The sequence below is a fragment of the Mucilaginibacter sp. UR6-11 genome (assembly GCF_020880695.1).
Classification (GTDB): domain Bacteria; phylum Bacteroidota; class Bacteroidia; order Sphingobacteriales; family Sphingobacteriaceae; genus Mucilaginibacter.
Genome location: NZ_JAJIWO010000002.1, coordinates 1 through 21,744, shown reverse-complemented (window position 1 = coordinate 21,744; position 21,744 = coordinate 1). Strand labels below are relative to the sequence as shown.

The 21,744-nt window shown below is 44.4% G+C and carries 16 protein-coding genes; 6 read left to right on the top strand and 10 right to left on the bottom strand.

Features of this window, described 5'->3' with window-relative positions; translation table 11 throughout:
- Positions 1 to 20 precede the first annotated feature (20 nt).
- From LJ658_RS05495 to LJ658_RS05485, 3 genes are read left to right on the top strand one after another with little or no spacing between them, the layout of a single operon-like run.
- Entirely contained in the window at positions 21 to 1,907 is a 1,887-nt protein-coding gene (locus tag LJ658_RS05495; RefSeq protein ID WP_230545473.1) for a RagB/SusD family nutrient uptake outer membrane protein, read from the top strand.
- A gap of 39 nt (positions 1,908 to 1,946) precedes the next feature.
- Complete coding sequence (locus LJ658_RS05490) at positions 1,947 to 3,131, top strand: DUF5000 domain-containing lipoprotein (protein ID WP_230545472.1); 1,185 nt, start codon at positions 1,947 to 1,949, stop codon at positions 3,129 to 3,131.
- A gap of 32 nt (positions 3,132 to 3,163) precedes the next feature.
- Positions 3,164 to 4,276 carry a DUF4998 domain-containing protein gene (locus LJ658_RS05485; protein ID WP_230545471.1) on the top strand — a complete coding sequence of 371 codons (1,113 nt, stop codon included), beginning with the start codon at positions 3,164 to 3,166 and terminating at the stop codon, positions 4,274 to 4,276.
- A gap of 229 nt (positions 4,277 to 4,505) precedes the next feature.
- Here the strand turns inward: LJ658_RS05485 and pckA are convergent, their stop codons facing one another.
- Positions 4,506 to 6,074, bottom strand: a complete 1,569-nt coding sequence (pckA, locus tag LJ658_RS05480; RefSeq protein WP_230545470.1) for a phosphoenolpyruvate carboxykinase (ATP) — start codon at positions 6,072 to 6,074, stop codon at positions 4,506 to 4,508.
- A gap of 300 nt (positions 6,075 to 6,374) precedes the next feature.
- Here pckA and fbp point away from each other — a divergent pair, with 300 nt between their 5' ends.
- Together fbp and LJ658_RS05470 are read left to right on the top strand one after the other, a co-directional pair.
- A complete protein-coding gene (gene fbp / locus LJ658_RS05475; RefSeq protein WP_230545469.1) occupies positions 6,375 to 7,391 on the top strand; it encodes a class 1 fructose-bisphosphatase in 1,017 nt (338 codons plus the stop codon).
- On the top strand, positions 7,388 to 7,861 hold the full coding sequence (locus tag LJ658_RS05470; RefSeq protein WP_230545468.1) for an Lrp/AsnC family transcriptional regulator: 474 nt from the start codon (positions 7,388 to 7,390) through the stop codon (positions 7,859 to 7,861). Before fbp ends, LJ658_RS05470 begins: the two co-directional genes overlap by 4 nt.
- Positions 7,862 to 8,010: 149 nt before the next feature.
- Here the strand turns inward: LJ658_RS05470 and LJ658_RS05465 are convergent, their stop codons facing one another.
- The 6 genes from LJ658_RS05465 to LJ658_RS05440 form a co-directional block, all read right to left on the bottom strand.
- A complete protein-coding gene (locus tag LJ658_RS05465) occupies positions 8,011 to 9,024 on the bottom strand; it encodes a zinc-binding alcohol dehydrogenase family protein (RefSeq protein WP_230545467.1) in 1,014 nt (337 codons plus the stop codon).
- Between the two features lie 82 nt (positions 9,025 to 9,106).
- Positions 9,107 to 10,720 (bottom strand): alpha-L-fucosidase, encoded by a 1,614-nt coding sequence (locus LJ658_RS05460; protein ID WP_230545466.1) that lies wholly within the window; start codon positions 10,718 to 10,720, stop codon positions 9,107 to 9,109.
- Between the two features lie 4 nt (positions 10,721 to 10,724).
- Positions 10,725 to 11,840 (bottom strand): Gfo/Idh/MocA family protein, encoded by a 1,116-nt coding sequence (locus tag LJ658_RS05455; protein ID WP_230545465.1) that lies wholly within the window; start codon positions 11,838 to 11,840, stop codon positions 10,725 to 10,727.
- 32 nt (positions 11,841 to 11,872) lie between these two features.
- The gene (locus LJ658_RS05450; protein WP_230545464.1) at positions 11,873 to 12,733 is read right to left on the bottom strand and encodes a sugar phosphate isomerase/epimerase; all 861 of its coding nucleotides are present in this window, start codon (positions 12,731 to 12,733) and stop codon (positions 11,873 to 11,875) included.
- A 9-nt stretch (positions 12,734 to 12,742) separates the two neighbouring features.
- Complete coding sequence (locus LJ658_RS05445) at positions 12,743 to 14,299, bottom strand: sugar MFS transporter (RefSeq protein ID WP_230545463.1); 1,557 nt, start codon at positions 14,297 to 14,299, stop codon at positions 12,743 to 12,745.
- Between the two features lie 21 nt (positions 14,300 to 14,320).
- Positions 14,321 to 17,260 carry a PVC-type heme-binding CxxCH protein gene (locus LJ658_RS05440; protein ID WP_230545462.1) on the bottom strand — a complete coding sequence of 980 codons (2,940 nt, stop codon included), beginning with the start codon at positions 17,258 to 17,260 and terminating at the stop codon, positions 14,321 to 14,323.
- Between the two features lie 194 nt (positions 17,261 to 17,454).
- Between LJ658_RS05440 and LJ658_RS05435 the strand changes: the two genes are divergently transcribed.
- Entirely contained in the window at positions 17,455 to 18,276 is an 822-nt protein-coding gene (locus tag LJ658_RS05435) for an AraC family transcriptional regulator (RefSeq protein WP_230545461.1), read from the top strand.
- A gap of 136 nt (positions 18,277 to 18,412) precedes the next feature.
- Here the strand turns inward: LJ658_RS05435 and LJ658_RS05430 are convergent, their stop codons facing one another.
- From LJ658_RS05430 to LJ658_RS05420, 3 genes are read right to left on the bottom strand one after another with little or no spacing between them, the layout of a single operon-like run.
- On the bottom strand, positions 18,413 to 18,604 hold the full coding sequence (locus tag LJ658_RS05430; protein WP_230545460.1) for a hypothetical protein: 192 nt from the start codon (positions 18,602 to 18,604) through the stop codon (positions 18,413 to 18,415).
- Between the two features lie 21 nt (positions 18,605 to 18,625).
- Positions 18,626 to 20,383, bottom strand: a complete 1,758-nt coding sequence (locus tag LJ658_RS05425; protein ID WP_230545459.1) for an ATP-binding protein — start codon at positions 20,381 to 20,383, stop codon at positions 18,626 to 18,628.
- Positions 20,380 to 21,510 (bottom strand): sensor protein KdpD, encoded by a 1,131-nt coding sequence (locus LJ658_RS05420; protein WP_230545458.1) that lies wholly within the window; start codon positions 21,508 to 21,510, stop codon positions 20,380 to 20,382. Before LJ658_RS05420 ends, LJ658_RS05425 begins: the two co-directional genes overlap by 4 nt.
- Positions 21,511 to 21,744 lie beyond the last annotated feature (234 nt).

Sequence of the window (21,744 nt, the reverse complement as noted above, 5' to 3'; positions counted from 1 at the left end):
ATTCATAAACACACATAATTATGAGAAAATATATTACAGCCGGAATCTGCATCTTGCTCTTTTTAGCAGCAATTACGTCCTGCAAAAAGTTTTTAGATGTAGTTCCTGATAACGTGGCCACTATAGATAATGCATTTACCATGCGCACACAGGCCATGAAGTTTTTATTTACCTGCTACTCGTTTATGCCAAGAAATGGCCAATTGGGTGATGACCCGGCAATGGTTGGGGGGGATGAGCTATGGGAGATTCCTGAAAGAGGGGCTTATTTGGATATGGCTAAAGGCTTTCAGAGTAAAGTAGGGCCGCTGGGCGACAGATGGCAATCTATGTACCAGGCAATCAGAGATTGTAATATTTTCCTTGAAAATATTGGAAAGGTACCAGATATGCAGGAAACAGAGCGGCGACGCTGGATTTCTGAAGTAAAATTTCTTAAAGCCTATTATCATTTCAACTTAGTTAGAATGTACGGAGCTATCCCGCTGATTAAAACCAATTTACCTATTTCGGCAGATGTAAACCAGGTAAAAGTTCTCCGTGATCCTGTAGATTCCTGTTTCCATTATATTTCACAGCTTCTTGACGAGGCAGCGCCGGCGCTGCCTTTAACAATCATTAGCCCAACTACCGAGGCAGGGCGCATTACCCGGCCAATAGCGCTATCTTTAAAAGCCAAGGTATTGGTTACGGCAGCCAGTCCTTTATTTAATGGTAATACAGATCAGAGTAGTTTAAAAAATCCGAACGGAACGCCGCTGTTTAATACTACATTTTCTAAAGCTAAATGGGATTCTGCGGCTACTGCCTGTAAAAGAGCTATAGATGTGTGCGAATCTGCTGGCATAAAATTGTACGTTTATAATCCGGCCTTTCAACAATTTACGCTTACTGATACCATTAAAACGCAGTTAAGTATAAGAAATGCCGTTACAGAAAAATGGAACAGCGAGATCATTTGGGCCAATACCCAGTCCAATACCGGCGACCTGCAGCGGCTGATATCCAGCTGGTGGGACCCTTTATACCTTGACGGGGTTATTACCAGGGGCGAACTATCGCCGCCATTAAAAATTGCCGAAATGTTTTACACCGGTAACGGCGTACCTATCGATGAAGATAAAACATGGGATTACAGCGGGCGTTATGCATTACGTACTGCCCAGGACGCTGATAAGTTATACATACGCAAAGGTTACACTACCGCCGGGTTACATTTTGACAGAGAACCAAGGTTTTATGCAGATCTGGGCTTTGACGGGGGCGTTTATTATGGCCAGGGGCGTTATGACGATAAAAAGTCCGCCGACCTGTTTTACCTGGAAGGTAAATTTAAACAACGGGATGGCAAAGGAAAATATGGCTACAATACCATAACGGGCTATAACCTTAAAAAACTAATAAATTTTCAGAATACCATCAATTCATCAAACGATTACTCGGTTGTTGACTACCCTTATCCTATAATGCGCTTATCTGATCTGTACTTATTGTATTCAGAAGCGTTGAACGAAGCAGAAGGACCATCACCAGAGGTAAACAAATACATTGATCTTGTCAGGAAACGGGCCGGTTTAGGTACAGTGGCATCATCATGGACCAATTTCTCTACCAATCCTGTAAAATTTCAGAGCAAGGATGGTATGCGTGACATTATTCACCGGGAACGTCTGATCGAACTGGCTTTCGAGTCACAACGATTATGGGACCTTCGCCGTTGGAAAGAATCTGCCAAAGAATTAAATAATCCGATAAAAGGTTGGGATCTTTCACAAACAACAGCAATATCCTATTACCGCATTACGGTGCTTTATAACCAAACCTTTGGGGCAAAAGATTACTTCTGGCCCATTGCCGAGGGCAATATGACAGCCAACAGAAATTTAGTTCAAAACTTAGGCTGGTAACGCACATCATTACAGGTTAATTACTAATTAAACAAAAAAATGAAAAAAATATATTTTATCGGAGGATTGTTCATCGCCCTTCTATGGTGCGGTTGTTCAAAAGAAGGAAGGTTAGACTTCGTAGATTCCAATTTACCTGCTCCGGCACAAATCAGTGCGGTAAAGGTTGATCCAACCCCGGGGGGAGGTATACTAACCTATACACTTCCGGCAGATCGGAACTTAGCCTACATAAAGGCCGTATATGAAATACAGCCGGGTGTTTTCAGAGAAGCAAAATCATCAAGATATACAGATACCCTCCGTTTGGTGGGTTTTGGTGACACTTTAAAGCATGCTGTGAAGATATATAGCGTGGGTAACAATGAAAAAATATCTGAGCCCATTTTAGTTAATGTAACACCAAAAACGCCCCCGGTTAGGTCGGTATTTAAAACATCGAATTTTACTGAAACATTTGGTGGTGTAAACGTATCATTTAAAAATCCCGATAAGGCAGATTTGGCCATAGTGGTATTAAGGGATACAACGGGTAACAACAATTGGGTAACGGTAAGAACTTTTTATACAGCTGCCACTGCCGGTAACTTTGCTGCCCGTGGATTTGACTCCAAACCCCAAAAATTCGCGGTATTTATTCGTGACCGCTGGAATAATAAATCAGATACACTGGTTAAAACACTGACCCCGAAATTTGAGATCGAAATCCCCAAAAACACCTTTAGTAAATTGGTGCTTCCTACTGATCAGACTGAACTTGCCGATCCGGGTTTTAACATTGAAAATATATGGAACGGGTTGGCAGACAGGAGAATTTATGCTTCATCAAATGCCTCATCGCTTCCGCAATGGATCACCATTGATCTGGGCAAAAAGGTATTACTAAGCAGGTTTAAACAGTGGATGGAACCCAATGATCATTGTTATACAGGATCGGGCTTGAAAAACTTTGAGCTATGGGGATCAAATTCTCCAGATCCGGACGGTGGGTGGACGCAGTGGACCTTATTGGGAAATTTTACAACATTTAAACCATCGGGTTTGCCTTTGGGCCAAAAAACTAATGAAGATATCAATTACGCTACCAACCTGGGTGCCGATTTTAATTTCGACGTTCAACCGCCTGCAGTACGTTACCTGCGTTTGAAATCATTAGAAACATATAGTAGTCCGGGCCAGGTTGTGATCATGGAGATGACCTTTTTTGGCCAGATAGTACAATAGGTGTTTTACTTACTTAATCATAAAATCATATTATGAAAAAAATATTGCAAACAGGGCTAATATTACTCGTTACAATCGGCCTTTATTCGGCTTGCACCAAAATGGATGCAACTTACAAACAATACGTAGTTCCGGGTGGATTAACCTATACACAAAAAGCCACTTCACCAAAGGCTTATTCGGGCCTTAACAGAATAAAGATAGCATGGCTAAGGGGTGCAGACCCCTCTGTAATAAAAGCAAAAATTTTCTGGAACAATTTTGCAGATTCCTTAGCCATTGATATTCCGCCTGCCGGGGATACCATAAGCGCAATGATTGAAAATTTGGAGGAAAAAAATTACACATTTGTAATCCGCACCTATGACGGAAAGGGAAATTCGTCCATCCCTGTGGAAGTGGTAGGCGGATCTTATGGAGTAAAGTACCAGGCTCAGTTATTAACCAGGCCGGTAAATTCAACTGTAATTAATGCTAAGGGAGTCCTTACCATAAATTGGGGCGGAGCCGATATATCAAACGGAGCTTTTGCATCAGAAGTTAAATATACAGACGTGTCGGGAAATATTAAGTCTAAAATATTTTCAGTGGACTTGAAAACGTCAGAAATAACTGATCTTAAACCCAACACAAGTTATCAATTCAGAACTATATTTAGACCGGATTCCTTAAGTATTGATAATTTCTACACAAGCTATTCAGATGGCGGCCTGTTTTCATTTGACAAGAAAGACTGGAAGATCATAGCTTATTCAACGCAACATTCTGCTGGTGATAACGCTGTAACCAATTTCATTGATGGTACCGATGCAACACGCTGGCACACCTGTGCCGGATGCTCCAGCTACCCGCATTTTGCAACGATAGATATGGGCGTAGAGCGGATAATTACCCAATTTGGCGTTTGGCGCACTACTTTTGAAACTGGCGGAGATGACCGCGGACCTGATAAATTCCAGTTTTTTACCAGTATCGACAATACAAACTGGGTAGATCAGGGTACTTTTAATTTTAATCGCTTAATTAATGGCGAACAGCGGTATTTAACCCCCAATAATCCAAGGGCAAGGTATTTTAAGTTTGTTGGTATAAGCGGCCCACAGAGTTATATGGTATTGGGCGAAATAAGTGCATATGGTTTATAGCATGACGATGCCTGCAAACTTTGTTTATTGAACAAGGGTGTTATAAAATATACGAACCCGTAGAAACTAAAGCCGGCTAGTCACTAGCCGGCTTTCTTGTCCATGCAGCTTTTGAAAGCCCGGCAGCCCGGCTACGGTTCGTCCCAGCGTTTAACGGCCGCCGCTGCCTGATCCAATACGGCTGGCGGGAGGATGTAAGGTCACGCTCCAAAATTATGTTTTTTCATTATTATGCGTTGTTAAACAGCCGTTCGTAGTTTTGGGTAAATAATTGTTTAAGCTCCGCGGCTTTGGCCCAATAGGTGGCCTGGTCCGCCCAGCTTTTTACCGGATTTAGCAGTTCGTTGGGTACGCCGGGACAGCGCTGGGGTATGGCCAGGTTAAATACGGGCAATACTTCATAGGCCGGATGATTCAATTCGCCGTTCAGCGCCGCTTTGATGATGGCGCGGGTATAGTTCAGGCTGATCCGCCGGCCGGTGCCATAGGCGCCTCCGGTCCAGCCGGTATTGACCAGCCAGATGTTGGGCTGTTGAGCGGCCAGCCTTTCTTTGAGTAAGGCGGCGTAAGTTTGCGGGTGTAGTGGCAGGAAAGCCTGACCGAAACAGGCCGAAAAGGTCGCCTGCGGCTCGGCTACGCCCTGCTCAGTACCGGCAACCTTGGCGGTGTAACCAGACAGAAAATAATACAGGGCCTGGTCCATATCCAATTTGGCGACGGGCGGCAGGAGGCCGAAGGCGTCACAGGTCAGGAAAAAAATATTTTTTGGCGCCCCGCCCAGCGAAGGGATGACCGCGTTTGGAATAAAATGGATAGGGTAAGAAACTCGCGTATTCTCGGTTTTACTGCCGTTGTCGTAGTCGACCAGGCGGGTACCATCATAAAAACAGGTGTTTTCCAGCAAGGCGCCGGCTTTGATCGCCGAGTAGATCTGCGGTTCTTTTTGCGGACTGAGGTTAATGGTCTTGGCATAGCAGCCACCTTCAAAATTGAAGATGCCCTTAATTGCCCAGCCATGCTCGTCATCACCGATTAAACGTCTTTCCGCATCGGCCGACAGGGTAGTTTTGCCCGTGCCGGATAGACCGAAAAAAATGGCCGTGTCGCCGTTTTTACCAGTATTGGCCGCGCAGTGCATAGGCAAAGTGCCCTGCTGGGGTAATAAAAAGTTCAATACCGAGAAGACTGCTTTTTTGATCTCGCCCGTATAACCTGTCCCGCCGATCAAAATCATTTTTCTTGAAAAGTTGATGATCGAAAAATTCTCCTGCCGGGTACCATCAATTTTTGGGTCGGCTTTAAAGCCCGGCGCAGCTATGACCGTCCATTCAGGGAAGGCTTCTATCGGCGCGGCCGGCCGGATGAACAGGTTATAGGCAAATAATTGCTGATAAGCTGTTTCCGTGAGTACCTGCAGGGATAAGCGGCTGCCGGGTTCGGAGCCGGCGTAGGCGTCCCGCAAAAAGAACGGACGTTCGCCCAGGTAGGCCACCATTTTGGTGAGGATTCGGTCGAACGATGCTTCGCTGAGCGGGATATTGATGTCCCCCCACCAAACATGGTCTCTGGTCAGTTCATCTTGAACTATAAAACGGTCCTTCGGCGAGCGGCCATGGAAAGCGCCTGTATCGACGGCGAGGGCACCGTCAGCGGTCGGTACGCCTTCCCCATTTTCCAGGGCATAGGCCATTAAGTCTTCCGGTGATAATTGATAAAAACAGGCCTGGTTACTACTGAAATTCAGGTAGGACAGGTCGACCATAGTGGCCGGGAAAGTGGTGCCGGTTGACGTCATCATTAGCGATTTATTTCAGCGTAAAGTTTGAGGGTTTTGGTCATATGTACCACAACCTGCCTGAACTTTGGAAACAATGCCTAAAAAAGTGGTTTTTTTTGGTCGTGATGACTTTTTGAGGGCTCATTTTGGTCTTTTTTTTAAATTTAGGCGCGTTATTTTTAAAGTTCAATACACTAAGTGTCTGATTTTAGGGTTGAATTTTAGTTAGATTAATGGCTTTATTTGTGGTTATCAGCAATTTATTTTTACTTTCGTGCCATTAGTCGGAACATGCCGGTCATGTATTTTTTACACTAAGCTATGCTGAAATTTAAGACCTTGGGGCAGTTTATTATTGAAAAACAGGCGGATTTTCCTTTTGCCAAAGGCGAGCTTTCGCGGCTGCTGCGCGATATCGGCATCGCGGCCAAGATCGTTAACCGCGAGGTCAACAAAGCTGGCTTGATGGATATTCTCGGCCAGGCGGGCAGCACCAATATCCAGGGCGAAAGCCAGCAAAAACTGGATGTTTATGCCAACGAGCAGTTTATAGCCGCGCTGCGCTGCGGCGGGGAATGCTGCATCGTGGCCTCGGAAGAAAACGAGGACATTGTGCCGCTGTCTGACCAGGCAAAATATATCGTTGCCATCGACCCACTGGACGGCTCATCCAATATTGATGTTAATGTGGCTGTGGGAACGATCTTTTCGATCTACCGGCGGGTTTCGGCCAGCGATTGTGGGTTGAGTGATGTGCTGCAAAAAGGCAGCGAACAGGTGGCAGCGGGTTATGTGATCTATGGTTCATCGACAATGCTGGTTTATACAACGGGTAAAGGCGTAAACGGTTTTACGCTGGACCCGTCGATCGGCGAGTTCTGTCTCTCGCACCCTAACCTGCAAATGCCACGGACCGGCACGATCTATTCGGTCAACGAGGGCAATTATGTGCATTTCCCTACCGGCGTAAAGCAGTATATTAAGTATTGCCAGGTAGAGGACCAGGCTACCGGCCGGCCCTATACTTCGCGTTATATCGGCTCGATGGTGGCGGACCTGCACCGCAACCTGATCAAGGGCGGGATCTTTATTTATCCGGTAACGGCTTCGGCGCCTAATGGTAAACTACGGCTGGTTTACGAATGTAACCCGATGGCCTTTGTGATTGAACAGGCGGGCGGGCGGGCGACTAACGGAAGCGACCGGATCCTGGACCTGGAGGTCACCGAACTGCATCAGCGCTCGCCGGTTTTTATCGGCTCTGATGCTATGGTCCGGCGTGCCGAGGCTTTTATGGCGGCAGCCGGCGAACTTACTTTTAATGATTATAGCTTATGAATCTGCACGAACTTGACCCGACTGATATCGGTATCCTGCGCCTGTTGCAGGAAGATGCGCGCCTGAGCCATAAAGAGATCGGCGAACGGCTGCACAAAACGATTACTCCTATACATGCCCGTGTCAAGCGGCTGCAAGAAGAGGGCTATATCAAACGTTACGCTGCCATCCTCGATCCGAAAATGATCGGCCGTGGGCTGATTGCCTATACACAGGTGCAATTGAAGCAGCATTCACAGCAAAGTTTGCTGGCTTTCCAGGACGAGGTGGTCAAACTTCCCGAAGTTATGGAATGTTACCATATGACGGGAGCCTTTGACTTTTTGCTGCGGATCGCGATTTCGGACATGGACGAATATAACCAGCTGGTGATGAACAAGCTGTCCAAACTGCCGGATGTAGGTATGATGCAGAGTTTTTTTGTGATGTCGGAAGCTAAGCACGAAACAGCCTATCCGCTTCGTAAGTAGTGAGGAAAAGTGCCAACCTTCAGCAGGGTGTCGCCGTTTAAACTACAACTAAAACCCATTGCTCAAGGCTTGAAGTATATTAATCAAATAATTATATATCAGATCGAATTATCGATTTCCTTAGTCCATATAAAGATATCGAATTGATCTTAGTCAACCTCAACCATAGCTTTAATAACGCCGTTGTCAGGATCTAACCAGCTTGAAAAATTGTGGGCTACATTATCAAATTTTACACGATGTGTAATGTAGTTGGCCGGTTCGATCAATTTGTTTTTTATTGCCGATATTACCTGGTCGAAATCTTCCCGGGTGGCGTTACGGCTACTCATTAACGTAGCTTCCCTCTTATGAAACTCGGGGTGACTGAAACTGATCTCGCCTTTTTGCAGGCCGATCAAAATAAACCTTGCTCCATGTGTCATATAGTGAAACGCGTTATTAATAGCCTTTTGACTGCCTGTGGCATCTATAATAACGGCAGGCATATCTCCGCCGGTAATTTCATACAAACGTGCTGTTACGTCCTCTGTCAGGGCGTTGATAATATGGTCAACCTTTAATTTTTCTTTACAGAAAACCAAGCGTTGGGGGTTAATATCAAGGGCTATTACTTTGCCTCCTGCAATCTTTGCAAACTCCATTGTGCCTAACCCAATCGGACCGGCGCCTATTACTAATACATACTCGCCCTTTACTACAGCAGCACGGCGAACGCCATGTGCACCAATAGCCAGTGGCTCAACCAATGCCAGTTCGTCCGGGCTTAAACCATCGGCGGCTAACACCAGCCGGGTGGGTACTTGCATATATTCTGCCATACCGCCATCCGCATGAACACCTAATACCTGTATACCGGTACAACAGTTTGTTTTGCCCAAACGGCAGGCAAAACACGTTTGGCAATTAACATAAGGGATAAGGGTTACTAAATCCCCCGGCTTAAATTCGCCTTCAGCACTGCTTACCACCTCGGCAGCTAACTCATGCCCTAATACCCGGGGGTAATTAAAATAAGGTTGTGAGCCTTCAAAAGCATGGAGGTCGGTGCCGCAAATACCTATGCGTTTTATTTTAAGTAAGGTATAACCTTTCTCAGGTTGCGGGATTGGCCTGGTTGTATAAAGCAGTTCGCCCGGTTTATCACAAACCAAGACTTTCATGGTGCCCATTTTCATTACCTGTTATCAATTAGATTGTGTGCTTTCATCTCAACCTTATCATGCCCAATTTTACCTCTTGTGGTCATTCTATTTTCAAAACAAAAGCGTTTTTGCCGGTTGCCTGTTCCGGTAAATTTACTTTTAATCCGGCGGTGGTTTGCTCAAATGTCAAATTTTCCGGATGTCCCAACAAGTCAACTTTTTTTATCTTGTCTTTAATTGTTTTGATTAATACGTTTCCGGTTGAGGGCCAGCCCAGTAGGGTGGCGTAAAGTGTTTTGCCTTTGGCAACGAAGCGGATATCTTCTGCACCAAACGGTCTGCCCTTGCCCTCGTTGAATCCCTGTGCACTTAATGGGGCGGCAGATTCTATCGCCGGCCCTTCGCCAAATGTTTTCCATGGACGGGTACCATAAATGCTTTCACTGTTAACCTGCATCCATGCAGTAATTTCTTCAACTACGGCTCGTTCTTTATCATCAATCGTCCCGTCACCGCGTACGGGGATATTCAGCATCAGGTTGCCGTTTTTACTTACCACATCTATCAATGTATGTATAACTGTTTTGGCGCTTTTATATTCGTTACGGTCATAAATACGGCGATCATAATGCCAGCCCCCAATGCAGGTATCAGTTTGCCAGGGCTGTGCCTCAATTTGATTGCTTTGACCGCGCTCAATATCCCATACCATACATTTACGCTGTTGCTCATCCAGTATCTTACCAAAAATAACAGCATCCAGCTTACCGTGCTTTTTAATACTGGCGTTGTACAGGTGGGCGGCTATGCGTAAGCCCGCATCGCTTGCAGGCCAAAGCGGTAAGGCGGTATCATCAAAGTAAACCACATCCGGCCCATACTTATCAATCAAATCGATGGTGCGGTTATAAAACTTTTCGCAATAGGCTTTTGATGGTGGTGTTACACCATTACCCCAGTTCCATTGGCGATGGATCATACCATCATTTAAGCTCCCTTCGCTAAGCGGATGGTTTTGCGCGTATAATTCCTGTGGATCCTCGCCATTCCACCATTTACCGGCTCCATCGGCTTTTGTGATTTTACCATCGTATGGAATTCCTGCCAAAGGGCCGTTTTTATCTGAACGCTGGGCTGTCTCCATCCAACTCCAGGCATGGGCCGCATGTACGCTTACGCCAAATCGCAAATTAAGATGCCGGGCTGCTTTTGCCCAACCGCCAACCAGGTCCTTTCCGGGGCCAATGCGTGTTGAGTTCCATTGCTGGTACTTGCTGTTATACAGGTCGAAATTATCATGGTGATTTGCCAGCGCCATAAAATATTTGGCACCGGCTTTTTTATAAAGACCAATCAATTCTTCGGGGTCCCAATTCTCTGCCTTCCACTCATGAATGATGTCCTTAAACCCAAACTTTGACGGGTGCCCATATTTTTGAACATGATATTTATATTGCGGGCTGCCTTCCTGATACATGCCGCGCGCGTACCAGTCGCCATATTCAGGCTGGCATTGTGGCCCCCAATGGGCCCACATGCCAAACTTGGCGTCGCGAAACCACTCAGGCACCTGGTATTGGGTTAATGAATCCCAGGTAGGTTTGAACGGCCCAGGGGCGTAGGGCGCTTTTAATAACCTGCCAGCATAACTTTTTGAAAAATACAAGGATGACAATCCGGTTGCCAGTCCTTTTATTAAAGTTCTTCTTTTCATGATGCTAATCTGCCAACGTAAAATCAGGCAGATTTATTTTTTTGCCGCCATCCATTGCAGATTCATGCGCCAAGATACCCACACAGGTGATATTGGCCGATTGCCGTGCATTGGGGAATGGCTGGCGGCCACTAACCAGTGCCGATACAAATTCATTTACCAGGTGCGGATGCGAGCCCCCATGACCCGATCCCTGTATAAAGGATAAGTGTTGGTTGCTGTTAGCGTCGTAAACCCCGCCGGTAGTAAAGGCTTGTATTTCTTTAGGCAGCAGGTGTGCATAATCAGGTATGGTTACTTTTTCAGGGGTTTCGCCGGTATGAATAACAGAAGGCTCATGCTCTACCAAAGTCCACTCAAATGTTTTCTTTGAACCATATACATCAAAACTTTCGCGGTATTGCCTGGCGGTGTTGAATAATGATCGCGTAACTTCGGCAGCCAGGTCAGAATCTTTAAACTTAATATGGCAGCTTTCTATTGCGAAAGGCGAGCCGTATTTGCTGATCAGATTTTCATCAATACGACCAGAACCAAAGCACGAAACATATTCGGCATCAGCTTTAGCCAAAGCCAAAACAGGCCCCACGCAATGAGTAGCGTAATGCATGGGGGGTAAGCCTTCCCAATAGCCCGGCCAGCCGGCCATTTCCTGCTGATGCGATGCACGAAGGAATTGCAACCTGCCCAAATCGCCATTTTCATAAAGCTCTTTTACAAATAAAAACTCGCGGCTATAAATTACCGTTTCCATCATCATATAAGTGAGGCCGGTTTCTTGTACAGCTTCAACTATCATGCGGCATTCTTCCACTGTTGTGGCCATTGGTACAGTACAAGCTACATGTTTACCTGCGCGTAATGCTTTTATTGATTGCTCGGCATGGTTTTGAATAGGTGTATTAATATGTACGGCGTCAACCTCCGGGTCGCGCAATAACTCTTCATAATCGGTATAACGCTTTTCAACTCCAAAGGCATCGCCCACCTGGTGCAGCTTGGTATGATCCCGCTGACAGATGGCGTACATATTGGCATTTGGATGATGTTGATAAATGGGGATGAATTCTGCCCCGAAACCTAAGCCAACAATGGCTACGTTAATTTTTTTATTTTCCATATTCGTAATAGCTTTGTTAGATATTTTGCGGGCTACTGTGCCCATTGTTTTAAAAATGCCAACCCTTCTGATGCGAATTTATCCTGGCTTAGCGCCAGCGGATGCCAAATACAAACCGCCTGTGCCAGTTCCTTGTTATCGGGTGTAAAGCTCTCTATTGATACTGTTCCTTTATAGTTAATAGTTTCCAATCCGCGGCGGTAAGCGGCCCAGTTGGTTTGGCCGCTACCAGGCGTTCCTCTATAATTTTCGGCCACCTGTATATGTATCAGTTTATGGCCCACAAGTTTTATGGCTTCTTCAATATTGGGTTCTTCGATATTCATGTGGAAGCTATCAAGGATCACCTTAGCAGCCGGATGATCAATTTCATCCACCAAACGCATTACATCCCAGGCGGTATTTACCAGGTCAGATTCAAAACGGTTCAGGGGCTCAAGAGCTATTTCTAATCCCCGGACCTGTGCCATGTCGCAAACCTTGCGCAGGTTTTTAACGGCAAGGTCCCATTCGGCTTTGCGTTGCTCCGGCGGTAGCATCCGCGCCTTACCTACCGCCGAATACATTGGCCCGGCAAAAAATTTGGTATCCCATAAAGCACATAAATCAAGGCAATCTGCAATGTATTTAAAGCAGATCTCATGTATGGCGGAATCCTCATTGGTCAGATCGCGGGTAGGGCCAAACGCGCCGCATACGACAGCTTTAAGGTTGTATTTATTCAACGCATTTTTAACTGCATTACCATCTATCAGCGCGGGATCTTCTATAGCGATTTCAACCGTATCAAAACCCATCTCGGCGATTTTGGGAAACAGCTCTTCTATTGATGATGTTTGAAATGGCGAAGTAAACAGCCAGGTACTTACACCGAATTTTATTTGTAATGGCATATCTTTCTGTTAATAAGGTGTAGATTCCGGCTCGTTGGGTTTGTGCAATAACACAACTTTGTAACCGCCCTTTGATCTGAAATAGACTATCAGCAGTAAAAAACTAATAAGCATGATCAATGGGAAAATAACAATATAACGCAAGGCTTCTTTTTTTGCCGCGTCGCGGATAGTGGTAACGGTTAATTGTTGGTTAGCGTCGGCTTTGGCCAGCCTGGTTTGGTCCAGGGCTTTATAGTCACCAAAAAAGCTGGTCTTTTGTTCGGTTATATAAGTGTTGTGGATATTGGTATGATTGGCGGTATCATAATAGCTTATCTTTTTATCTACTGACTTATCCTGTATAAAACCTAGTATGCCTGCGCCGATAACCCCGGCAGCTATCATGCCCAAACCACCCGTGATGTTTAAGGTTAAAGCGCCGCCTTTTGGAAAACGTTCTGACACCATAGCAAGCATGGTGGGCCAAAAAAACGACTTGCCTAAACCATAAATAGTGGCAGCGACCAAGATCATTGTACCGGCAGAAAATGACATGATATACAAGCCGACACCGGCAATAGCCGAACATATAGCTAATAACCCCGGCGATGAAAATTTATGTGATATGGGTCCGGCGAAAAAGCGCAGAATGAACATTATAGCCGATGTATAAACCAATACCCAACCGGCCTGGAAACCTATTTTATTCATTTCGGGGGTCATCAGGTCGGTTATCCAGCTGTCGGTACCCAGCTCGGTAGTCGCCAGCGGGATCATGATCAACAGTAAAACAATAAATAACGGTTGGCCGAAACTCCGGGTGTAGTAGCCAAAGCCTGCGGTTATCAGCAAAGTGATAATGACATTGGTTGTGGTTGACCAGCCAAATACCGCACCTAACTGGAATATAATTAGCGCCACAATAATAAGCGCGCCGCCCGCGCCAACCTCCTGCAGCATTTCTTTATAGGATACACCGGCCTGCACCCGCTCGTTCAGCGGAAACTTTCTGGAGATCATCATGATTGCATAGGTCAGGGTGGGTATCAGTATTAAAGCGATTTTATATTCCCAACGGGTATTAACGCCTAACAGTAATGCCATAATGCCGCCCAAAACCAAGCCACCTGCCCAACCGGCATGCAGCATACTTAACCATTTGGTTTTTTGCTTGGGGAACATGGTAGCAACAACCGGGTTTGCCACCGCCTCTACGGTGCCATTACCAATTGCACAGATAAAAGAGCCTATATAAAGCATCCAGTAGCCGCTGGCAAAAATGGTAAGTATAGCCGACGAAATATGGCATATCACCGCAAATATCATGGCTGTTTTATAACCTATTTTATCAATAACCAGGCTAAAAAGCACGATGCTAATTGCGAAGGGCCATAAGCCCACGCCGGCAATTTCGCCAAGCTGGGTTTGGGTTAAATTAAAATCATGGCCCCATTGCGGTAATATTAATGCCCGTAAAATAAAGCCAAAGGCGGTGGTAACCAATGCTATAAAGCATGCATAAAACAACTTCATGTCAGGCACTGATGCGTTATCAATACTCCTGCTTTTTTGTTGAGCGGCCATAGTTTGATTTGTATTTAAAGGTTATTTAACAACTTTCATTATACCATTCATAATGCGCCAATGTCCTGGAAATGAACAGATGAATGGATAATCGCCGGCATCGGCAGGTACCCTAAACTTCAGCTTAAATGTTTCCTGCGGGTTAATCAGTTTGGTTGAAAACAAGACCTCCGATATTTTGGGGACATAATTTTGTTCAATACCTTTTGGATCCTGTGCCAGTTTATCAGCCGCTGCGCCTACTTTTTCTAAACTGCCTTTTTGCAGTATCAGGAAATTATGCTGCATAAAATCGGGGTTATAAAAATCAACTTCAACCATGCTGCCTGCTTTTACAGTAAATGTTTTGGTATCATATTTCATGGCGTTTTGCACCACACTTACCTTTACCACCTGGTCAATTTTTGCCCGTGATAAATTGGCATTTTCTATAGCAGCCAGGTTGGCGGCTTTGGTTTCATCGCCAAAACCCTTTACGTGTGCAGCCATAGCAATCGGTATGGCGCGGCTTAGCCAGTAATCGTTAGCATTTTGCGGGATTTTTTGGGCTGCTGCCAAAACCTCGCCCATTTGTTCAGACGCTGGCATGTCTGCAATAGTTAAAAATGCGGCTAACCTTGTATTTAAGTTAACGTCATTTAATGTCCCGGCTTTCTGTATTGCCGCCATTGATCTTGCTGTTAACGGCAAAACCTGTAATGCGGCTTTGCGCACCCCGGCAGATGGATGGGTTAGTGCGTCTTCTGCAACGGCTAATGCTTCCGCGTCAGATCCGTTTAATAGGCCTAACCCATTTAAAGTCCATAAAGCGTGTATAGCCGGAGCGTTAATACCAACGGCATCAACAGACCGATTCCGAATCAATCCGAAAAGTTGCGGAGCAAGTTGTTTATAGCCACCTTCTACTATCAGGCGTTGGGCAGTTGTACGCCAAAACATATTATCGCTTTGCAAACCGGCTAATAGCTGTTCCGGATTGTTTTTGTCCAGTTTGGTTATTGGCGATGGCCTGGCGCCATCATAAATTATGCGATAGATACGGCCATGCGTACGATCGCGAAGCGGATTGATATAAGCATTCCCTTTCCCGTTTTGAAAGCCTTTTGGCGTAGGGTTATGCTGAATGATAAAGTTATACCAATCACTTACCCAAAGTGCACCATCCGGCCCAACTTCTGATTGTACGGGCGCCATCCATTCGTCAGCACTGGCCAAAAAATTCCAGCCATCTTTTTCTTTAAACCCTGAACCATCGGACTCTAATACAGCGCGATGTATAACCCGGCCCGTGGGTTCGTTTACAAAGCCAATTTTGTTCCAGTATTCCTCAGGGAAATTACGGGCGGTATATAAATTATGTCCTGCGGCGGCGGTAAATCCATTGTGCACATCAACCTGTCGCAAATTTTTGGTCACCACGTGCATGCCGTAATGCCCGTCTATCTTCATAACCGACTCCATGCCCGGCATTGCCAGCCTTTGCAGGTAAGGCAGCGGTATCCCCAGGTAATCACTGTGCGAGTTATTTGCCGTAGATATAAACACATCAAAATTCTCAGAAAAACCAAGCCCCCAGGTGTTGTTACTGGTTGATCCTAAATGTTCAAGTTTTTTACCATCTGGCGTAAACCGGTAAACTGCCTGGTTAAAATTAAATTTCCGGCCGCCAACCGTTCCCACAAAACCAGAATAGCCAACTGTTCCCCAAATCTTGTTATCCAGGCCATATTTTAAATTTGATGGCCCTGCGTGGGTATCGCTCTTACCCCAGCCCGAAACCAGTTTTTCTCTTATATCCGCTTTGTCATCGCCATCGGTATCCTTTAAAAATAAAAAGTCGGGCGCCTGGGCTACAATTACACCGCCACGGGCAAAAACTATACTGGTAGGGATATTTAGTTTATCGGCAAAGATGGTGAACTTATCAGCCTTGCCGTCACCGTCGGTATCCTCGCAGATCTTTATCCTGTCATTGCCCTCGCCGGTGGTTTCTCTGACGGTGTTGGGGTAATCAATAGTTTCTAAGATCCATAAACGGCCGCGTTCGTCCCAGGCCATGGCAATTGGTTTTTCAATATCAGGCTCGGCGGCAAATAGCTGCATTTTAAAGCCAACAGGTATTTGCGTTAACAATTGCGATTCGGCAGGCGATAACGGTGCCTGTAGTTTAGGTGCCGGGTTGCGGTTTTCATAATTTGGAATATCAGCAACGGTATAAGCCGGATCTGGCTTTGGTAATTTATCCAATTGCTTTTCAGCTTTTTTGCCTACTGCCCAAATAACACCATTTTCTAACATTTTTAAAAAATCGGGGTTTTTCCAGGTATGCTCATCGTGACCATAGGCTGTATAAAAAACACGGCCCTTGCCGTAAGTATTTGTCCAGGTATATGGCTCATGATGATCGCCTTCAACCCGCTGGGTTATAACATGAATATTCTTATTAATCTTGGTATGTACGTAAGTTTCGTCCCAGGTGGTGAATGCATTTACACCTTTCATGACCGGGTGATTTTTGTCTATGATGACCATTTTAAAGGTATCCGTTTTATGGGTACTGAACTGGCCGCCTATCATTTTAACAACCTCGTCCGAGTTGCGAAAACAGTATGACGCGCAATGCACCGGGATAAAACCTTTTCCGCTTTTTACAAATTGCAGTAAAGCTTGCTCCTGCGATTTAGATATGGTATCATAATTAGCATAAAGCATCAGTCCGTCATATTTTGACAGCGTGGCCTCATTCAGGTCGTCCGGGTTGGTTGTGTAGGTAATATTGATGCCGTCCTTAAAAAAGGATTGCTGGACGATCTCTGCCAGTTTATCAGACAGGTGGTGCGTAGCCGTATGACCTAGAAACAAAATCTCTAACCTGTGCGGAGGGGCGCCTTTAATAAAGGTGCCTTTAAAATTGATTACAGCCGCCAAACAAATCGCAGCCAGGACTAAGTACTTCTTCATGAAAATGGGACTAAATAGGTTTATACGTAATCAGAAATTAGTATAAAACAAATATGGCAATCAAACCCTTTTCTTTTTTGTCTAAATCCGACTGTATTTTATCATAATATATTTAGTTTTATATTTTTTGATGCAAATAATCAACTATGAAAGCGGCCATACATAAGTCTTCTATTCCTGATTCACAAATATTTATGATTAAGTACCTCGAGGATCAATATTTTGACCCTGTTTGGCATTCGCATTCAGAATATCAATTGTTTGTTCCGTTAGAGGGTACGGGTACCCGGTTTATCGGCGATAGCATCAAATCTTTTAAGCCAAATGAATTGATATTAACAGGCTCAAACCTGCCGCATTTGTGGAGGAGCGATGAAGCTTATTTTGAAAAAAGCAATATGTTAAAGGTCAGGGGTATAGTGATCTATATGCAAGAGAGCCTGTTGGGCGAACACCTGATGGGTAAAGATGAACTGGTGCAATTGCATAAACTTTTCAAAAAATCGCAACGGGGGTTAGAGTTTTATGGCGGTGTAAAGTTGAAAGTAATTAAATTGATGCATGAATTATTGCATTTAAACGGATTAGAGGCGGTGATACATTTACTCATGATATTGCAGTTGCTAAGCGCAACCAGGGAGTATCACTTTATATCGCATAATGAATATATTGAACCCTTTAAAAAGAATGAGACTGACCGGATGAGCGCCGTGTACGAGTATATATTGAAGAATTATCGCCAAAAGATACATCTGAACGAGCTGGCGGAGTTAGTTTGCATGACTCCCACCTCGTTTAGCCGTTATTTTACCATAACCAACAATAAAGGATTTGCCAAATTCATCAGTGAATTAAGAGTTAAACACGCCTGTAAACTACTCACCGAAACTGACCTCAGTATCCTGGTTGTATCTGAAAGGTCGGGGTTTAAAACGTTATCAAACTTTAACAAACAGTTTAGAGATATTATGCAAAAACGGCCGTCTGAATATAAAAAGGAGTTTTTGGGGATATAATGATATCAATATGTCCGAAAATTTTGCAGGCCACCTGAATCGTTGTGTACAGAAGATCAAAAACTATTGCAAATGAAATCATTATCGTTTTCCGTTGCGACCATAGATAATTTCAATGGCGTATGTTTACTTTCTATTAACGATGATCAGTCAAACTATGCTTGTCAATTTTTTCAAGCTTGCCGTTTTTGTTAACGGCATAGGTCGAATCATGCGTGCCGGTATCTATTTTTAGCTTCGCCCCCGCCCGTTGCTTGCTTTTCCGTGGTCGTAGGGGCAATATAATTGCCCCCACCAGCAATGCAATCTCTAAAACAGTTAGTAACATAAATTTCAATTTATTTGTAAACTAGACAGCCAGCGTAGGTAACTGAAAGTAAAATCTGCTACCTACCCCAACTTCACTTTCCACGCCAATATCACCCCCTTGTGCCGTAATAAACTCTTTTGATATTGCCAGCCCCAACCCCGATCCGGATTTGTTCTGCCCGTCAGTCGGTACCTGGAAATAACGGTCAAACAACCGCTCGCGGTATTGGGCATCAATACCTTTACCAAAATCTTTTACAGAAAACTCTACCTTATTTCCTTTTAGACTTACATCAACCACGATCTTTGATTTGCTATGGCTGTAACGTAACGCGTTCGATAAAAAGTTTATCATTACCCAGGCAGTCTTTTCAACATCAGCGTTAATTTCGGGGATATTGCCCGCTATATTTTGCTCAATGATCAGCCCTTTTTGATCTGCCTCAAACTTTACTGCTTTAACGGCGTATTCAATAATTTTCTCGGGCCGGGCCGGCACAAAATTAAGCTGGATGTTGCCAGTTTCAACCTGCGAAAGGTCAAGCAATTCATACGTTATTTTAAGTAAGCGCTCGGCATCGCCGCTTATATGTTCAACCAACTGACTTTGTTCGGGGTTTAAATTACCAACCCGGTTATCGGCCAGTAATTTGGCGCTCATTTTTATGGCTGATATAGGTGTCTTTAACTCGTGGGATATAGTTGCTATAAAGTTACTTTTAGCCTCATCGCGTTCTTTAAATTCGGTTATGTTTTTAAGAATATAAACTTTGCCGGCAGATTTTTGCGCTTTTACAACCGGTGCTGTCTGGTCGGCCGAGAGGTCGGGGATGGATATTTCGCGGGTCTCCAGTTGGAAATAAGAATCTTTTCCGTCAGCAAATATTTTAAAGGGTGTCCCGGTTTTTTCGTCTTCGACAATGGATTTAAGCAAATCATTACCTTTAATAATTGCGTTTACAGATTTGCCCTCGGGTTTGTTTTCTTTTAAGCCGAGGATGTTTTTAGCCGCGGTGTTTATGAAAAGAATTTCGCGGGTTTCATTTATACCGATGATGGCATCATGCATCTGCTCAATAATAGTTTCAATACGCAGTTTTTCTGACATGATCTTGGAGAGATTACTATTTTCCCAGTCGTCCAGCCGGGCGGCCATGTCGTTAAAAGCGTTGGCAACCTCGGCAAACTCATCATGTTTATCAAAATGGATTCGCTGGCTGTAATTTTTCCTGGCGATCTCGCGGATACCGTCCAGCAAAGAATTTAGCGGGTCAGAAATAATGCCCGGGAAATTTATACTGAAGCTGAATAAAACCAAAAAGGTAAATGTACCGGCAAGGCCCAAAAAGATACTGGCATTTTTTACCGACTCATGCGCTTTGTCATTCTTGATAACAATGGCCCGCATATTAACCATATCAATGGCGCGAAGATATTTCCGGGCATCACGTTCAGCTAATTTAAGTTGGGGCACTGCGGCGGCTTTATTTTGGAGTTGGTTAAAGGCATTTCTTAAACCCTTTACCTGCGTCAGCTCACCAGCTTCGGTAATGTTGTTTTCTTCTTTTACCAGCTGGATATTAAACTGTTTAGCCGCTTCAGGTCTAAGCGGCAGGTCCTCGTTATCAAGTATCGTACGCATATCCCTGGTAAAATTTAAAGATTCATAATTATCTTTTAAAATTACTTTGGCGCTGTTTGAAATCTCATTGATATAAAACAATGATATCAAACCAAAAAAAAGGACAATGACAAATAAGAAGCCAAATCCTAAGCGGAGTTTATTTTTTACTTTCATGATAGTATTACTAAGTCAATTTCTGCGGCTGCTATATTTTTAAGCAGGCCGTTAAATACGGGCGTTTTTAAAATTACCTGAAATAGGTTTAAATGTGGTTTGCCGATGCAAATGGTGGTTATCTCGCGTTCTGTGGCTACCTGCATAATAGTCTTCGTTATCTCGTCGCTTTTCACTTTTAGTACTTCGGCGCCCAGCTCGGTAGCCAGCTTAAAGTTATTGATAAGGTGCCGTTGTTTATCCAGTTTAATGCGGTCCAGGCTTTCGCTGCTGCTTTGTACATATAATACTATCCACGGCGACCGGTAATAGGAGGCCAATCTTGCCGTTTTCCTGATCACGATCTTCGAAGTTTCAGCATTTGATGATATGCAAGCCAGAAATTTTTCCGGCCTTAATTTAACCTGTTTAGGTATTTCAGTATCAATTTTACGCTCCAAATGGTGTGCTACTTCTTTTAGGGCGATCTCTCTTAATTGCAGGATCTTTTCGCTGCGGAAGAAATTTTGCAAAGCCCTTTCAATCTTCGACTCGTCATAAATCCTGCCTTCTTTAAGCCGGCCGATCAGCTCATCGGCAGTAAGGTCAATATTCACGATTTCATCTGCCATCTCCAACACCTTATCGGGTATGCGCTCGGTAATGCCAACGCCGGTTATCTTTTCTATTTCTTCATTCAGGCTTTCCAGGTGTTGTATGTTTACGGCTGATATTACGTTAATACCGGCATCTAAAATATCCATCACATCCTGCCAGCGCTTGCTGTTTTTGCTGCCTTCAATATTACTATGGGCCAGCTCATCAACAATAACAACCTCGGGGTGCCTGTTAAGAATGGCTTTCAGATCCATTTCTTCCAGCTCTTTACCCTTGTAAAATATCTTACGGCGCGGAATCAAAGGTATGCCATTTACCAGCGCCTGCGTCTCTGCCCGGTTATGGGTTTCAATGTATCCAATTTGTATATCAATACCGTTGCGCAACAGCGAATGGGCTTCCTGCAGCATACGGTAGCTTTTACCTACACCGGCGCTCATGCCAATATAGATCTTGAACTTACCGCGCCTTGAGCTTTTTATCAGCTCCAAAAAATGCGCTACCGATTGCTCTTTATTTTCCTCAGCCATAATTTTAACCTATAAAAGGGGATGCCAAAACATCCCCTTTTGCATGCGCCGGTTTAACTAACTAATCAACAAACAAATTAGTAATAAAGCGCATGCTTATCTTCAATTAATTAGAATGCGTAAACGGCAGCAACCAGGAATTGAGAAGCTGATTTTGTTGGCGCACCATTTTTATCTGTAAAGATTTCATTTTTACCGTTATCAAATCTTACTTCGGGCATAAAAGTTAACGGG

What these genes read in the sequence shown, in the direction of transcription:
- LJ658_RS05465 (WP_230545467.1), bottom strand. Translation starts at nt 9,024, where the DNA reads ATGAAAGTCTTGGTTTGTGATAAACCGGGCGAACTGCTTTATACAACC.
- pckA (WP_230545470.1), bottom strand. Translation starts at nt 6,074, where the DNA reads ATGATGACGTCAACCGGCACCACTTTCCCGGCCACTATGGTCGACCTG.
- LJ658_RS05470 (WP_230545468.1), top strand. Translation starts at nt 7,388, where the DNA reads ATGAATCTGCACGAACTTGACCCGACTGATATCGGTATCCTGCGCCTG.
- LJ658_RS05495 (WP_230545473.1), top strand. Translation starts at nt 21, where the DNA reads ATGAGAAAATATATTACAGCCGGAATCTGCATCTTGCTCTTTTTAGCA.
- LJ658_RS05450 (WP_230545464.1), bottom strand. Translation starts at nt 12,733, where the DNA reads ATGCCATTACAAATAAAATTCGGTGTAAGTACCTGGCTGTTTACTTCG.
- LJ658_RS05490 (WP_230545472.1), top strand. Translation starts at nt 1,947, where the DNA reads ATGAAAAAAATATATTTTATCGGAGGATTGTTCATCGCCCTTCTATGG.
- LJ658_RS05430 (WP_230545460.1), bottom strand. Translation starts at nt 18,604, where the DNA reads ATGTTACTAACTGTTTTAGAGATTGCATTGCTGGTGGGGGCAATTATA.
- LJ658_RS05435 (WP_230545461.1), top strand. Translation starts at nt 17,455, where the DNA reads ATGATTAAGTACCTCGAGGATCAATATTTTGACCCTGTTTGGCATTCG.
- LJ658_RS05445 (WP_230545463.1), bottom strand. Translation starts at nt 14,299, where the DNA reads ATGGCCGCTCAACAAAAAAGCAGGAGTATTGATAACGCATCAGTGCCT.
- LJ658_RS05455 (WP_230545465.1), bottom strand. Translation starts at nt 11,840, where the DNA reads ATGGAAAATAAAAAAATTAACGTAGCCATTGTTGGCTTAGGTTTCGGG.
- LJ658_RS05460 (WP_230545466.1), bottom strand. Translation starts at nt 10,720, where the DNA reads ATGAAAAGAAGAACTTTAATAAAAGGACTGGCAACCGGATTGTCATCC.
- fbp (WP_230545469.1), top strand. Translation starts at nt 6,375, where the DNA reads ATGCTGAAATTTAAGACCTTGGGGCAGTTTATTATTGAAAAACAGGCG.
- LJ658_RS05420 (WP_230545458.1), bottom strand. Translation starts at nt 21,510, where the DNA reads ATGGCTGAGGAAAATAAAGAGCAATCGGTAGCGCATTTTTTGGAGCTG.
- LJ658_RS05440 (WP_230545462.1), bottom strand. Translation starts at nt 17,260, where the DNA reads ATGAAGAAGTACTTAGTCCTGGCTGCGATTTGTTTGGCGGCTGTAATC.
- LJ658_RS05425 (WP_230545459.1), bottom strand. Translation starts at nt 20,383, where the DNA reads ATGAAAGTAAAAAATAAACTCCGCTTAGGATTTGGCTTCTTATTTGTC.
- LJ658_RS05485 (WP_230545471.1), top strand. Translation starts at nt 3,164, where the DNA reads ATGAAAAAAATATTGCAAACAGGGCTAATATTACTCGTTACAATCGGC.